Annotated in this window: 14 protein-coding genes; 7 read left to right on the top strand and 7 right to left on the bottom strand. The window is 50.6% G+C overall.

Annotation, left to right across the window (positions count from 1 at the left end; genetic code table 11):
• Window positions 1–39: 39 nt before the first annotated feature.
• Together treP and treC are read right to left on the bottom strand one after the other, a co-directional pair.
• The gene (gene treP / locus MKZ24_RS14595) at window positions 40–2,028 is read right to left on the bottom strand and encodes a PTS system trehalose-specific EIIBC component (protein ID WP_340784046.1); all 1,989 of its coding nucleotides are present in this window, start codon (window positions 2,026–2,028) and stop codon (window positions 40–42) included.
• A gap of 11 nt (window positions 2,029–2,039) precedes the next feature.
• Complete coding sequence (gene treC, locus MKZ24_RS14590) at window positions 2,040–3,752, bottom strand: alpha,alpha-phosphotrehalase (protein WP_445324166.1); 1,713 nt, start codon at window positions 3,750–3,752, stop codon at window positions 2,040–2,042.
• 711 nt (window positions 3,753–4,463) lie between these two features.
• Here treC and MKZ24_RS14585 point away from each other — a divergent pair.
• The gene (locus tag MKZ24_RS14585) at window positions 4,464–4,691 is read left to right on the top strand and encodes a hypothetical protein (RefSeq protein WP_340784044.1); all 228 of its coding nucleotides are present in this window, start codon (window positions 4,464–4,466) and stop codon (window positions 4,689–4,691) included.
• Window positions 4,692–4,729: 38 nt separating this feature from the next.
• Here MKZ24_RS14585 and MKZ24_RS14580 read toward each other — a convergent pair whose 3' ends face one another.
• Window positions 4,730–5,833: a Gfo/Idh/MocA family protein gene (locus tag MKZ24_RS14580; protein ID WP_340784041.1), complete on the bottom strand. Its 1,104-nt coding sequence runs from the start codon at window positions 5,831–5,833 to the stop codon at window positions 4,730–4,732.
• A gap of 23 nt (window positions 5,834–5,856) precedes the next feature.
• Window positions 5,857–6,516: a ThuA domain-containing protein gene (locus tag MKZ24_RS14575; RefSeq protein ID WP_042238223.1), complete on the bottom strand. Its 660-nt coding sequence runs from the start codon at window positions 6,514–6,516 to the stop codon at window positions 5,857–5,859.
• A gap of 176 nt (window positions 6,517–6,692) precedes the next feature.
• On the opposite strand from MKZ24_RS14575, the gene MKZ24_RS14570 reads away from it, so the two are divergent.
• From MKZ24_RS14570 to MKZ24_RS14560, 3 genes are all read left to right on the top strand, one after another.
• Window positions 6,693–7,526: a helix-turn-helix transcriptional regulator gene (locus MKZ24_RS14570; RefSeq protein ID WP_042238224.1), complete on the top strand. Its 834-nt coding sequence runs from the start codon at window positions 6,693–6,695 to the stop codon at window positions 7,524–7,526.
• Between the two features lie 123 nt (window positions 7,527–7,649).
• On the top strand, window positions 7,650–8,681 hold the full coding sequence (locus tag MKZ24_RS14565) for an ROK family protein (RefSeq protein ID WP_340784036.1): 1,032 nt from the start codon (window positions 7,650–7,652) through the stop codon (window positions 8,679–8,681).
• 89 nt (window positions 8,682–8,770) lie between these two features.
• The gene (locus tag MKZ24_RS14560) at window positions 8,771–9,970 is read left to right on the top strand and encodes an MFS transporter (protein ID WP_340790168.1); all 1,200 of its coding nucleotides are present in this window, start codon (window positions 8,771–8,773) and stop codon (window positions 9,968–9,970) included.
• A 68-nt stretch (window positions 9,971–10,038) separates the two neighbouring features.
• Here MKZ24_RS14560 and MKZ24_RS14555 read toward each other — a convergent pair whose 3' ends face one another.
• Window positions 10,039–10,722, bottom strand: coding sequence for a GDSL-type esterase/lipase family protein (locus MKZ24_RS14555; RefSeq protein ID WP_340784033.1), 684 nt, complete (start codon window positions 10,720–10,722; stop codon window positions 10,039–10,041).
• A gap of 265 nt (window positions 10,723–10,987) precedes the next feature.
• On the opposite strand from MKZ24_RS14555, the gene MKZ24_RS14550 reads away from it, so the two are divergent.
• Complete coding sequence (locus MKZ24_RS14550; RefSeq protein WP_445324190.1) at window positions 10,988–11,629, top strand: pectate lyase; 642 nt, start codon at window positions 10,988–10,990, stop codon at window positions 11,627–11,629.
• Between the two features lie 102 nt (window positions 11,630–11,731).
• Window positions 11,732–12,403, top strand: coding sequence for an SOS response-associated peptidase (locus MKZ24_RS14545; protein WP_336102520.1), 672 nt, complete (start codon window positions 11,732–11,734; stop codon window positions 12,401–12,403).
• A gap of 309 nt (window positions 12,404–12,712) precedes the next feature.
• Here the strand turns inward: MKZ24_RS14545 and MKZ24_RS14540 are convergent, their stop codons facing one another.
• On the bottom strand, window positions 12,713–13,255 hold the full coding sequence (locus tag MKZ24_RS14540; RefSeq protein ID WP_340784028.1) for a thiol-activated cytolysin C-terminal domain-containing protein: 543 nt from the start codon (window positions 13,253–13,255) through the stop codon (window positions 12,713–12,715).
• Window positions 13,256–13,391: 136 nt separating this feature from the next.
• Here MKZ24_RS14540 and MKZ24_RS14535 point away from each other — a divergent pair, with 136 nt between their 5' ends.
• Window positions 13,392–13,982 carry a hypothetical protein gene (locus MKZ24_RS14535; RefSeq protein ID WP_336102515.1) on the top strand — a complete coding sequence of 197 codons (591 nt, stop codon included), beginning with the start codon at window positions 13,392–13,394 and terminating at the stop codon, window positions 13,980–13,982.
• Between the two features lie 56 nt (window positions 13,983–14,038).
• Here MKZ24_RS14535 and MKZ24_RS14530 read toward each other — a convergent pair whose 3' ends face one another.
• Window positions 14,039–14,815, bottom strand: a complete 777-nt coding sequence (locus tag MKZ24_RS14530; protein ID WP_336102514.1) for an NAD-dependent epimerase/dehydratase family protein — start codon at window positions 14,813–14,815, stop codon at window positions 14,039–14,041.
• Between the last annotated feature and the right edge of the window lie 160 nt (window positions 14,816–14,975).

Below are 14,975 nucleotides of genomic sequence, written 5' to 3'. Positions count from 1 at the left end.
TGGACGCATGGATTCAATTCGGGGGCGGGGCGGGTCCGGTCAACCCTTAAGATGAATAGTCAGAATACTGGTCTGCTTCGCCGCCGCTGGTCCTATCTTCTCCTCAATCTTCTCCACCATCTCCTGCCCCGCAGGAATGATGATAGGGGTAATCACCGGGTAACCGGCTGCACGGATAGCATCCATATCGAATTCCAGCAGAAGCTCGCCGGCCTTCACCTTATCGCCAATATTCTTAAGCTGGGTGAACCCGCTGCCCTTGAGCGACACCGTATTAATCCCTACGTGGATAAGTACCTGCACGCCGCTGGCATGCTCCAGTATAAGCGCATGTTTGCTCTTGATTACATGGGCGACTGTCGCATCAAACGGTGCATATACTTTCCCTTCGGAGGGTTCAATCGCAACCCCCTGACCCATCTGCCCCTCGGCAAAAGCAGGATCGGGTACCTGCGCAAGCGGTACTGCCGTCCCGTTGAGCGGTGCAGCCAGCTCCAATATGTTCACCGGCTCCTGTGAGCCTTGAACGGACCGGCGGCTGCTGAGTTCATCTTTTCCAGCCGGGGGGCTGAGCGTTGTTGGTGCGGTTGCAGCTGCTGCTGCCCCTGAACTCTTCTCGGCACGGCCGACGACGGCACGGCCATACAGCACAGTAGCCACAAACGGTACGATCAGCACAATCGCCATACCCACGAAGAATACACCCCACTGGTTCGGGAAGATGGACAGGAAGCCGGGAACCCCGCCAACGCCAATGGAAGAGGCGCGGACCTGGTTAATCGTGAGCAGAACCCCACCCAGTGCAGAGCCGATCATCCCGAAGATGAACGGATAGCGGTAGCGGATATTAACCCCGAAGATCGCAGGTTCCGTAACTCCGAGGAAGGCAGAGATCGATGACGTCACCGCAAGTCCCTTGGTCTTCTGTTCTTTGATGACGAACATCATCGCCAGTGCCGCAGCCCCCTGTGCAATGTTGGAGAGAGCGAGCATCGGCCAGAGGAATGTGCCGCCTTCACTGCCGATAAGCTGAACGTCAACGGCCAGGAAGGTATGATGCATCCCCGTGATGACCAGCAGCGCATAGAATCCGCCATAGATTAAGCCGCCTAGAATCGCGAAATGATCGAACACGTAGACCAGTCCGGAAGTGATCGCATTGGCTATGCCGAAGGTAACCGGTCCAATGATTGTGAACGCCAGAAAACCTGTAATCAGCAGAGTCACTGGCGCAACAACCAGCAGCTTCATCGAGTCATGTACCCTCTTGTTCAGGAACTTCTCAATGCCGGCCAGAATATAGGCCGAGACCAGCACCGGCAATACCTGACCCTGATAACCGATTTTCTCCAGATGCCAGCCGAACAAATTCCAGGTCGGAACTGTTCCTTCCGTGGAAGCACTGGCATAACCGTAGGCACTTAATAAATCCGGATGAACGAGAATGAGTCCGAGCACAATCCCGAGCAGCGGACTGCCGCCGAACCGGGTCACTGCCGCCCAGCCGATCAGGGCCGGCAAGAACGTGAAGGCCGTACTGGCAATCGTATTGATTATCGCCGCAATATCTTTCCACTGCGGATAGACATCGACCAGCGACTGGCTGAAGAAGATACCCGGGCCGGTCAGTATATTATTGATCCCGAGCAGCAAACCTGCGGTCACGATGGCCGGAAGGATCGGAATAAAAATATCGGCGAGCGTCTTGATCGCCCGCTGCAGAGGATTCTGCTTACGGGCCGCTGCCGATTTCACCTCATCCTTAGAAGAACGGGCACCGCCGGTCAGCTGAATCATTTCGTCATACACTTTATCAACGGTTCCCGGACCGATGACGATCTGGAACTGGCCTTGGCTGGAAAATTGTCCTTTGACAAGGTCATTGGCGTCCAGTGCTGCTGAATCGACCTTGCTCTCGTCATAGAGCGAGAATCTTAGCCTGGTTACGCAATGCGTCGCGACCTCAATATTCTCCTTGCCCCCAACCGCCCGTACAATATCCTCTACATTCTTGCGGTCAATAGCCATATCATCACTCCTTAAGTATTAGATGTTGTTAACCACATATAGGAAGCATATGGACTGAGCTGAAGCTCTTGTGTTAATGCAGGGGCATCGGCTGTATTACCGATTAGAGGCTTGTCCGTGCCAGCTTGGCTTAAGTCTGCCCAATACTTGTCCTCGAACCGGAAGCTAATTTCCTTACTGCTGAAGTTCGAGACCACCACAAGTGTCTCCCCGGTCCCTGTCCGGGCATAAGCGAACACCTCGGGATGACCTTCATCCAATCTGCGGAATACGCCTCGGGTGAATACAGCATGCTCTTTGCGCAGCGCAATCAGCTTGCGGTAATGATGGAGGATCGAATCCGGCCGCTCCAGCTCCTTCTGTACATTAATGTCCCGGTACCGCTCGTCGACCTTCAGCCATGGTGTACCGCTGGTGAATCCGGCATTTGGGCTGTCATCCCACTGCATCGGCGTACGTGAATTGTCGCGCGAACGTTCCTGCAGGATGCTGAGGGCCACTTCCGGGCTCTTGCCCTGTTCCTGCAGAATGCGGTACATGTTCAGGGACTCAATATCGCGGAATTCTTCGATGCCCTTCCACTTCGGATTCGGCATGCCGATCTCCTCGCCCTGATAGACATAAGGCGTTCCTTGAAGACCATGCAGCGTTGTAGCCAGGAGTTTCGCGCTTTCTTCACGGTAAACATCATCATCGGTGAATCTGGAGAGAGCCCGCGGCTGATCATGATTGTTGAAGAATAGAGCATTCCAGCCACCGCCCTGCTGCATCCCGGTCTGCCACTCACTGAACAGCCGTTTCAATGCCTCGAAATCATAGGGCATCAGCTCCCACTTCCGGCCGTCCGGATAATCCACCTTCAGATGGTGGAAATTGAAGGTCATGGAGAACTCCCGCTCTGCAGGGTTCGAGTAGCGTATACAATGCGCAAGGGTAGTGGAGGACATCTCCCCGACCGTCACCAGCTCAAACGGGCCGAACACCTCATCATACATGTCTTTGATATATTCATGAACGCGCGGTCCGTCTGTATAGAACTTCCGTCCATCCCCCGGCGGCACACTTCCGTCATCATTAGGGAACTGCTGGTCCTTGGAGATTAGATTAATAACGTCCATCCGGAAGCCGTCCACACCCTTGCGTGCCCAGAACAGCAGCATATCATTAACCGCTCTGCGGACCTCTGCATTCTCCCAATTCAGATCGGCCTGAGTCTTGTCGAACAAGGTAAGATAATATTGTCCTGAAGCTTCATCGAACTGCCAGGCAGGCCCCCCGAACTTCGATTGCCAGTTATTCGGCAGGCCGCCGCCTGGTGCCGGGTCTTTCCAGATATAATAATTACGATACGGGTTGTCCTTGCCTGAAATCGACTGTTTGAACCATTCATGCTCCGTCGAGGTATGATTGACCACGATATCGGTCATCAGCTTCATGCCGCGCCGGTGCAGCTCCTCTATCAGCTCATCGAAATCCTCCATCGTGCCATAATCAGGGTTAATATTCTCATAATCCGCAACATCGTAACCGTTATCATATTGGGGCGAGACATAGACCGGCTGCAGCCAGACGATATCAATCCCAAGCTCCTGCAAATAATCCAATTTCTCAGTAAGGCCTCTTATATCGCCTGTTCCATTGCCTGTCGTGTCCTTGAAGCTCTTCGGATACACCTGATACACTGTGGACCGGCGCCACCATTCTGAATACCGGGACTGGGTCAAATTAAGCACCTCCAAAAGAATTGCTGTCTTTCAATCATTAAACTTGTATATACAAGCTCAAACACTCCAAACAGTTTAAACCTGTATATACAGGTTGTCAATAGGGGTAATCCTCCAATAGCTTGTGTAGGACAAATGTTTGCGTAGCACGGGTAAGCGAAGTACGGATGTAAGCGAAGTACAGCTGTTTGTGCAGTATTGGTGTTTGCGCAGTACAGATAAATGATATTAAGACAGGCGATAATGTGTATCTGGGGGGGGGGTGCAGCAGCAACGCCATGATTGCGGTAACTGCGATAACAGAAGCGTAGCGGTAACTCCGTTAACAGAAGCGTAGCGGTAACTGCATTAATAGCGGTGTTAGTTACTGTAATAGTAGCTTTAGCCACTGATTGACCGCATTGCGCTGGAAAGCCCCTCGTTATGCATAAATAATAGTAATATTTGGTTAAATTAAGGGTGCGTGAGCAATCTGCAGCGGGGAATTGGACATTTATCGCAGTAATGGCCCGTTTTGATAGGTTTGTCTCTAGCCCAGTATTAATTAAGTGGAAAATGTACATTTAAATTTCAAGAACCAAACTGATTAATAACAATAAGTGGATAAAGGGCATCTAATTCACTCCATTTCTCTGCGGAAGGCATATTCGGCAGAATTAGTTGTTCTTTTTCCACTTATTATCCTCTTTTTAGTATTGGATGAGATATTAAATGTACTTTTTCCACTTAATTCGATTGGCCAGCATCGGGGCGGCGCGCGGGATCGCTCGGGATGAGCTGCGGGGCGGATTGGCCGGACTGCTGGAGCAACGAGGTACGGAGCGGATTAGTCACACTTCTGCACGACGGGCTGCGGGGCGGATTGGCCAGACTGCTGGCGCGGCGGCGGCGAGCGGGGTAGATGAACCACGCACAAAAACAGCGGCCTATCCCTGGTAACCCGGGAACAGACCGCTGCTTTCAAACCCGTATATTAACTACTCCAAATACCCCTTAACCAAACCCAGCGGCAGCAGCTTCGGCTGCTCGCAGCTGGTGGACAGCTCCGCGTAACGCTTAGTGTCCGAGCTGGTATGGAACGCATGCATGATCTCTAGGACATGATTCGCCAGCTCGCCGTTAGCGCGCGGGGTGTCTCCTGTCCCGATGCAGCGGGCCATATCCGCTACGCCAATGCCGCGGCTGTTCCCGGCATAATTGTAGATCAGCGGAATCTCCTGGAATTCCGTGCTGTGCGCCGGACGCAGCAAGACCGGACCGCCGAAGGTGTTCGGATCAGGCACGATCAAGGTGCCTAGTGATCCGTAGATTTCGATCCGTGGCAGCGTACTGTGCCAGACATCGAAGCTCGTAATCATCGTAGCCACGGCACCGCTGGCGAATTCGATGGTTCCGGCCACATGTGTAGGGACTTCAACGTCAACTACCTTGCCGAACTTCTTCTCACTGGTGATCGTCCGCGATGCGAATGAGGTTTTGGTGATCCCGCATACCGTCTTCGCCGGGCCAAGCAAGGATACCAGCGCCGTAAGATAATACGGCCCCATATCAAACATCGGGCCGCCGCCCGCCTGATAGTAGAACTCAGGGTCCGGATGCCAGCTCTCGTGACCATGACAGAGCATGAAGGCGGTTGCAGCAACCGGCTCTCCGATATAGCCGTCCGCTATCAGCTTGGCGCAGGTTTGCAGGCCGCCTCCGAGGAAGGTGTCCGGTGCGCAGCCGACGAACAGATTCTTTTCTTTTGCCAGCTTAACAAGCTCGGTTCCATTCTCTAGCGTCAGTGATAGCGGCTTCTCCACGTACACATGCTTTCCGGCCAGCAGAGCCTGCTTACAGACATCGAAGTGGAAATTAGGCGTCGTCAGATTCACGACAATCTCTATCTCTTCCGAAGCCAGCAATTCCTCTGTCGTCCATACATGAGGAACTCCATATTTCTCCGCTGCCTGCGCGGCCCGCTCAGGGTCCAGATCAGCACAGGCGTAGACATCTGTATTCACAAAGGTTCCGGTCAAATTCTCAAAATAAATGCCGCTGATATTCCCGCAGCCGACGATGCCTACCTTCACTTTACGCACAATGAGTCCCACCTTATCCCGGTTTATTTTGCTGCCCAGATGAAGCCTTTACGCATCAGTTCCTTGGCTTCAGGAATATCGAAGATATCCGCATGATGTCCAAGCGAATTATAGAATACCTTGCCCTGGCCCCAGCGTTTCGTATAAACAACCGGCATGGTAATTACACCATTCGCCGAATGGTCGCCTTCGCTCAGCACAAAAGTTGTAGTAGCAAGTACATCTACCGCCGGATCTACATGCAGGTAATACTGCTCTGACTTCACCTTGAAATCCGGGATGCCTTCCACAATCGGGCTGGAGCCGGATCTTACGATATTCACTTCATAATCCACTCCGTCGTTGAAGGGATGAGCCACCCACTGTGACCCGGTCAAAAATTGCCATTCTGTATTGTTACGGAAGGAGTCGCACATCCCGCCGTGACAACCGGCAATGCCTACCCCGGAAGCCACTGCTGCAAGCACCGATGCCACCTGTTCACCCGCAATTTCACCCATTGTCCATACCGGCACAATCAGGCTCAATTCCTTAAGCGCCTCGGCGTTGTTGAAGCTGTCCAGCGTATCCGACACCTCTACCTCGAACCCTTCAGCCTCCAGAATACCGGCAAAAATAGCTGCAACCTCATTCGGTTCATGACCATCCCATCCGCCTTTTACAATCAATGCCTTCTTCGCCATATCAAGTTCTCCTTTTTATCCTGAAATCAAATTTGGTTTTGGAATGAATAGCACGTCTATACCCTGAAGAAATTGTAATCCAAACCGGTGGCGGATGCTCGCCAATTTGCTTGTATGAATGGTCATTTTTTGCTATGTTTAAATCTAAATAGCGGAAGATCAGAACAGGAGATATCATGAGAGCTTTTCACGAGAACAGAACGTATGGAACAGCTTTTCCCTTCACTGCATTTGTGTGTCAAAATATAGATTTCCTGGCCCACTGGCATAATGATCTGGAGATCATCTATGTACTGGAAGGCTCAATCCGGATGGGGATCAACTCGGAGACACGGGTACTGCATGCAGGCGATCTGGCCGTATGCAGCAGCGGAGATATTCACTACTATGACAGCAAGGACAACACATCGAAGCTTATTCTTGTCATCTTTAACCCGGCGCTGATCGGCTTCCCTGCAGGCTGGCCCCTGAATCTGCAGCTCACCTCCCCTTTCCGGGAGAACCGGCCGTCTACACCGGAGGATGAGGTCATTAACCGGCGTCTGTCCGCGATTATGCAGGAGCTGCTGCAGGAGCATCTTCTGAAGCCTCCGCATCACGAGCAGCTGATGACCGGCCTTTTGCACGAGCTGTGCGCATTGATTCTGCGGCATATGCCGCTGGGAGTAGTCAATCCTCATAAGGATAAACGGCGCATTACGAATATGAAGATCATGCAGGAGGTTCTGGAATATCTTGACGTCAATTACATGCATCCCATCACCCTTGCCGACGCCGCCAATCACGCCAACATGAGCCTGTTCTATTTCTCCCGCTTCTTCAAAAGCATCTCGGGCATGAGCTACGTCGCCTATCTCAATAGTATCCGGGTCAACCAGGCCGAGCGGCTGCTGCTGAATACCGGCAAAAGCATACTCGATATCGCGCTGGAATGCGGTTTCTCCAACATCCGCACCTTCAACCGTGTATTTAAACAGGTCAAGCAGCGGACACCGAGTGAACTGCGTTGATCATGAGTGAATGCTGCGGTTCTGCTAATCATCGCTTGCTTATTTACCGGGAAGTCACTACAATACACTTATTACAACTCTTTTAATAATAGAATTATAATCATCCGGGAGGAAGGTTACGATATGGTAAATCCGTCTCATAACACACAGCTGGTCAAGAAAATAAACGTGGAACTGGTTAAAAATATACTCCGCACATCCGGCACAGGCACCAAAGCATCCATCGCCGGGCAGACCCGGCTGAGTGTAGCCACCTGCGGCACCATTCTCAATGAACTGGTTCAGACCGGGGAGATTCTGGAGCTTGGGTGGGAGGAATCCAGCGGAGGCAGACCGGCGCGGAAATATCAGTTCAACGCCAATTATTCCCTTATGATCTGTATGATCGTGCGTTCGGAGGGCGGGATTCAATCCATTAGCTATGCGCTGGCGAATCTGAATGGTGAGATCCTGGAGCAAACGGATAAGGTACATGAGCAAATTACCGTAGACACCCTCACGGACTGGCTGGATCAGATTATTGAGGCTCACCCGAATGTTCAGGCGGTCGGCATCGGCATTCCCGGTGTAGTCCAGCAGGACCGGATTGGGATCTGTGATGTTCCGGCGCTCGCAGATCAGCCTCTTGGCATTCTGCTGAAGGAGCGCTATGAAGAGGTTGAGATTATTATCGAGAACGATATGAATCTGACGGTTTACGGCTTGTATCAGCGGCTGTTTCCGGATGAGGAGAGCCATTTTGCCGTGCTGACCTTCCCCAAGAACCATTTCCCGGGGGCCGGCTTTATGGTGAATGGACGATTGCTTAACGGGAACAGCTTTTTCAGCGGAGAAGTGTCTTACCTGCCTTATGGCATTCCGAGGGAGCAACAGCTGCAGCTCCTGCAAAAGGGCGGAGATCCCGGCAAGCTGGCTATACATGCACTGGTATCCATTATCAGCATCATTAACCCTGCTGCGATCGTTGTCACCGGTGACAATATATCCCCAGAGATGCTGGAGGATCTGCGCAGCGGGTGCCGGGAGATTATTCCGCCCGAGCATATGCCTGAGCTGATCATCCAGAATGACACCCGCCGGGAATACATGGCAGGACTGATTACAACAACCATGGAAAGCCTGACCTACCGGTTCCAGCTGGTGGAACGGAAGTAAGCCAAACATTATTTTATCATCATTCAGGAGGCATCCCTTTGAAGGCTCAAGCACGCAATTCTACAGGCAAGCGCAACACGATCTATATCATGCAGCTCGTAACGATCTTTCTGGGCTTTGTCGTCTTCGGGATCTCGGAGAATATTAAAGGACCTGCAATCCCGCGGATTCAGCTCGCTTTCAATCTGGATGAAGGACAGCTGGGTACACTGCTCTCGCTGAATGCGCTGGGCTACCTGATCGCCTGTTCGTTCACTGCTATTCTCGTCCGCAAATGGGGCATCAAGGCGGTCAGCATTATTTCATTCGGTTCAATGGTTCTCTCCGGAGTACTGATTTTCCTGTCGCATACCTACCCTTTATTCGCTTCCTCCTACTTCCTGATGTACATCGGCAACGGGATGCTGGAGATTGGCCTGGCGATTCTGGGGGCACGTATTTTTGTAAAAAACACGGGGATGATGATGAATTTATCCCACTTCTTCTATGGACTGAGTTCGACTGTAGCGCCGCTACTGGCCACCGGGGTTATGTCACTAAGTGTGTTTGGACATATGCTGGACTGGCGCGGAATGTATCTGGTGATGCTGTCGCTCTGCCTGTTGCCGATTGTGTCGGCGCTGCGCAGTACGTTTCCCGGAGATGATCTGCCGCACGAGGACCGTACCTCCTTCAAGACCTTAATGCGCGATCCTGCGCTCTGGATGATGGTGTTGATCCTGTCCTTCGGGGTTGTCTCCGAGCTCGCCGTGGGCGGCTGGCTGGTTAATTTTCTGGAAAAAGCCTACGCCTGGGATACCGTCAAGGCCTCCGGCATGCTATCCGCCTTCTTCCTGCTATTCTCGCTGGGAAGACTCGTAATCGGACCGCTGACCGACCGGATCGGCTTCGTGCTCTCGCTGATTATCTTCTCAATGTTCTCGGCAGGCTGTACCTTTGTAGCGCTGGCCGGCGGGGAAAGCCTGGCTTTTCTGTTCGCCTTGTCCGGGGCAGGGATCGCGATCATCTACCCTACCGTCATGGCCTTTATTGCCCGCCGCTATCCTAACGGGAGTGATACTGCGATTACTTTTGTAGTCACGCTGATGGGTCTCGGCAGTGTTATCGGGAACTATATTATCGGCTGGGTGATTGAACTCGTTAAGACGGTCTATGGCCGTTCAAGCGAGCTTGGTCTGCAGCGCGGCCTGCAGGCGGGCTATGGCTTCATCGGGTTATGTGCTGCGGTCTGCTCCGTGTCGGGAATTGTGCTGTATGTGTATTTGAAGCGGAGAGGGGAACTGATCTGAGGGCTCGTTATAACTGAACAGCGGCTCTCCTGCTCCGGAGGACCGCTGCTTTGCATTCTATCCTACGCTTATAGATATTCTTTTAGATTATTAAGGACCACCGCGTAACCATTCGCATACATATGAATCCCGTCCATCGTGTACTCTTCGTTCAGATTCCCTTCCTCATCCGTCAACCCTTCATTCACATTAATGAACGCATATCCATGCTGCGCTGCTAGCTTCTCCACTTCGGCATTGGCTTCGAGTAACGCGGCATTTGTTCTGGTGCTGAACATTCCCGCCTTCATCTCTTGATCCACTCCGCTGAAATCAGCCTTAGCATTCACCGGATAGTACGCCATGACATACACCTTGCATTCCGGCAGCCTTGCTCCGATCTGCGTCAGAATCTCATTATAGTTCGCAAGCAGATGCCCGACATGATATTCGCCGTCTGCTGAGCTGATGTCATTGGTGCCAATATTAATGAACAGCTTAGAAGGCTCCAACTCAACAATACATTCCTCCAGGGAATTTAACAGCTCACTGGTTACATAGCCTGCAATTCCGCGGTTGTAAATAATCGTCTGCTTCTCCAGCGTCTGCTGTAATTCATTAACCGGGAAGTACTCCATCAGTGAGGAGCCGGCCATTACGGTCTGTCCTTTCTTGGCATATGTATTCAGAATCTTAACCTTTTTGACTTTCTCTTCTTTCTCTCTTGTCATATTATTGTTCATAATCTCGTGGATAAGTTCTTCCTGCGTCAATGTAATCTCCTCCATTCTACTATTGTTATACACTATAACCGAGCTTGCAGCTCCCTCCAAATTGTGTCGGAAATATGGTAATTGATCTCAGTAGAACTAATTTGTTCTATGCACACGTGTTCCGAATATCCTATATATCGGGTGCGGGCAGAGGTGCACATCTGGTCAGGACACCTGCAAGATACCGGTTCGCCGGATCTATACTCTACAGTTGAAGGGCGGAATATTATTGAAAAAGGTTGTGGGCTTACTCCTGTCGGTTGTCATGTTGTCTTCGTTCTATGTTGCCAGTCCGGCCAAGGTATCCGCTGCAACGCCAATTGTTGTCAGTACAACGATTGTTGTTCCAGCAGGAGAGACCTTTAACGGCAATGGCCAGACTTATGTCGCCAATGCAAGTACACTTGGAGATGGCAGCCAGGCAGAGAACCAGAAGCCAATCTTCCGGCTGGAGAAGAATGCTACACTCAAAAATGTAATTATCGGTGCTCCCGGCGCAGACGGGGTGCACTGTTATGGAAACGCTACAATCTCTAATGTAACCTGGCAGGATGTGGGCGAGGATGCATTGACGCTGAAAGCCTCCGGTACAGTCAATATTACTGGTGGAGGTGCATATAAAGCTTACGATAAAGTGTTTCAGGCAAACGCTTCGGGCACAATCAACATTAAGAACTTCAGAGCCGACGACATCGGCAAGCTGGCCCGCCAGAACGGCGGAACCTCCTACGCCGTGAACTTCACACTGGACAGCTCTGACATCTCGAATGCCAAAGATTCCATCTTCCGTACAGACAGCAGCAGCAGCGCCGCAAAAATCACCAACACCCGCTATCACAATGTGCCCACCTTGTTTAAGGGCTTTGCCTCAGGTAAAACCAGCCAGTCGGGCAACACGCAATATTAAGGTGAAGTCAGCTGGCATAATTGCAACCGAATAATCAATCCAACACTTACCTCCTCTATCCATAGAAGCCAAGCGCTATAATTGGATGAGGAGGTTGATTATATGTGTGGACGCTTTACCATTACGGTCACCCTGGAAGAACTAATTACGCACTACTTAATCGATGACAGCAAATTAGCTACACTGAAACCCAATTATAATGTAGCTCCCATGCATAATGTTCCGGCGGTAATCGCCAGTGACGAGGGGAAACGCCTTGGGGAACTGCGTTGGGGATTGGTGCCGTTCTGGGCCAAAGACGATAAGATCGGCAGTAAGATGATCAATGCCCGCGCGGAGACGGTATCCGAAAAACCTGCCTTTAAACGGCTGCTTAAATCTAAACGCTGCATCATTCCAGCTGATGGATTTTATGAGTGGAAAAAGGACGGGACCAGCAAGCAGCCCTATCGGATCCTCATGAGTGATGGCAGCCTCTTCTCCTTCGCCGGATTGTATGACACCTGGGAAGATCCGGAGGGAAAGAAACTAAGTACCTGCACCATCATTACCACTACCCCGAACAGTTTGATGGAGGATATTCATGACCGCATGCCCGTGATCTTGCGTCCTGAGGATGAAGCTGATTGGCTGGGAAGAGACAATGACGATGTCGAGTCCTTATTAAAACTGCTGAAGCCTTACGATGCAGCGAAAATGCGGGCTTATAAAGTCCCTTCGGCTGTGGGGAATGTACGGAATAATTCTAAGGAATTGCTTGAGGATATTGGATGAATTGAACATGCCAGACAATAAATAATCCCTGCCGACCAGATGGGTTAGCAGGGATTATTTATTATGTATCATTAAAAGTTAATGGGCTACTTTATGTATGCTCTAAATTCAAATTGCCGAACAAAACGGGCAGCGGCTATTATAATTGCGACGTGTATCCCCTTACTACTCCGCCATAATCCATGAGTTGGCGAATAGAGTATGGATCTTCTCGGTACAATCCAGAACCACAAATCACTTGGAACATTATGTATATTCGCAGGTAAATACCCCCACTGAATGCAAGCAGGGGAACACACCATTATCAATTCATCTATACGTTATGGCCATTTGCTTATCTGTTAACAGAATATTACGTACATTTCCGCTACCATCAAACATAACTGAAATGAGATGAATTTTTGTGTTATCTTCAATATTTTTAGCCCACTCAGATTCTTTTACAAACTGTTTGCTGTCTGAATCGTAAGCATAATCCAAATTTTTCTCAAGATCCGCCAGATATTGATCCCCATAAATTTTCTTAACATCCTCTTTGGACATTCCGATTTTCAAACCGCCGACCGTCTCATACATATCCTCCGATTCTTCAGTCAAATTAATACCCGCCACTTTATCCTCACGGTACATAATCCTTACTCCGGAGCTGTAAGCGAATGAATTGCCGATTTTTATATCTTCGCCTTCACCAAGCACTTTTTCCGCATCCACACGACTCATTCCATACTGAACAACCGCTTTATCATCATCCGCCTTTTTTATGCCTAAGTCTTTCGTGGTAAGTCCTCCATTTGAAGATCCACAAGCAGTCAAACAGAACAGAAATAATAATGCCATTATACTCTTTCTCATGTCCAGCCCCCTAGATAATTTACCTAAAGTTTACCATAGGGAGAAATACGAAAAAAGCTCATCCGACCCGATGAAGGGATACCGCAGGTCCGTGGTGCTGAAACTAAATGTCATATCAAATCAGGAGCGTACCGCCATGGTCAATACTGTATCGCTTGCTGTTAATGCGGTGATTGGCGCAGGCAAGCTGATTCTTGGCGTGTACCTCCTTTCCGGCTGGTTGATCACCAACGCCATTTATTATTTGATTCTCAGTGCGGCAAGAGGTCAGGCGCTCCACAAGTTCGCAGCCGTCAAACAAATCGAACAACCCGGCGAGAGGCTCCAGCTGGAGCATAACATTTACAGGCGCAGCGGCCTGTTCCTTTGCCTGCTGGGCATCAGTTATCTGCTCGTTTCCCTGCGGATGTATGTCCTCGGGGATGCCCTTATTTTCAGCGGAAACCTTGTCTATCTCGTCGCTGCCGTTTCATTCACCAAGCTTGGGATGGCGGTTTGCAGCATGACGGCTAACCGGCAGCTGAAGGGTCCCATTGTATCCACACTCAAAATATTCAGCTTCACCGACGCCTTAGTCTCCATCGTAGTCACTCAATACACCCTGCTGACTATGCAGCAATCCCCCGGAGCCCTGGACAGCAGTGCTTTGCTCGGGATGGGTTTCAGCCTTTTCTTTGTATGTATAGGTATGTATATGGCTTGCACAAAAAAAGCACGCGAAAGATAATCTTCGCATGCCTTCTTTATATACAGGTAACAGAAAATCGCGGGTTGCGCTGTTTCCTACTCCTGCTGCCCGCCCTGATATTCGGTTTCATCCTTGCGTATTTCCCGGCCCTCCGCCTTCGCCTGTTCGAGCAGCTCCGCCGCATCATCCTGGGGCTTGTATCCGATCAGCTCCTCCAGATAACCGATGGTATAGTAGTTGTCACTATTCGCCGAGGTCCCGTACAGATTCAAATATTGCAGCTCCTCATCCGCTTGGATACAGCAGTTGACAAGCTGCAGCAAATCACGCTCCGAGATCCAGATATGCCCTGCCCGCTCCGAATGGGGCCGGTCGTCCCCGGGGAAGTTGCCGATCCGGATATTCAGCGAGGAGATTTTGCCCTGGTCCGAATAGAGGCGGCCCAGCAGCTCGATATAACATTTACTTAATCCATAGAAGCTGTCCGGCCGGTAAGGGTCAGACGGTCCCGTTGTCTCATCCGACTTATAATAACCGGTCGCATGATTGGAGCTGGCGAATATAATGCGCCGCACCCCATTCTGCACCGCCGCCTCAAACAGCTTATACGCACCCGCTACATTCCCCTGAAGCACTTTACCGAGGAAATCGTCTTCATCCTTAATCCAGGCAAAGTGGAGCACCGTATCGACATCTTTAGTAAGCTCCGCCAGCCGTGCTTCATCATTGATGTCCAGTTGGGCGATCCCCTGCTCTTCGTCTGCCTGTATATCTGCGCCGGTTACTTCATATCTGCTGTCTTCTTTCAGCCCTTTGAAGAGTGCGTTGCCGATCCTTCCAGCCGCTCCGGTCAGTAAAAGTTTGCGTTTCATTCATCCCTTGCCCCTTTCCAGCCTGCTAGTCCTAAGCATTATTAACCGCTGAAGGGGAAAAGATTACAAACAGCTTGAATTTTACAGTACTAATGCAGAATTCGTCTCTTGGTGGTTATCGTATAAATTATAAACAGCCAGGATACAAAAAATAATCAGC

Origin of the sequence: Paenibacillus sp. FSL R7-0297, assembly GCF_038009025.1 — a bacterium.
Classification (GTDB): Bacteria; Bacillota; Bacilli; order Paenibacillales; family Paenibacillaceae; genus Paenibacillus_AQ.
Note: the sequence above shows the minus strand (reverse complement) of the source record. Positions and strands in the feature narration are given on the sequence as shown.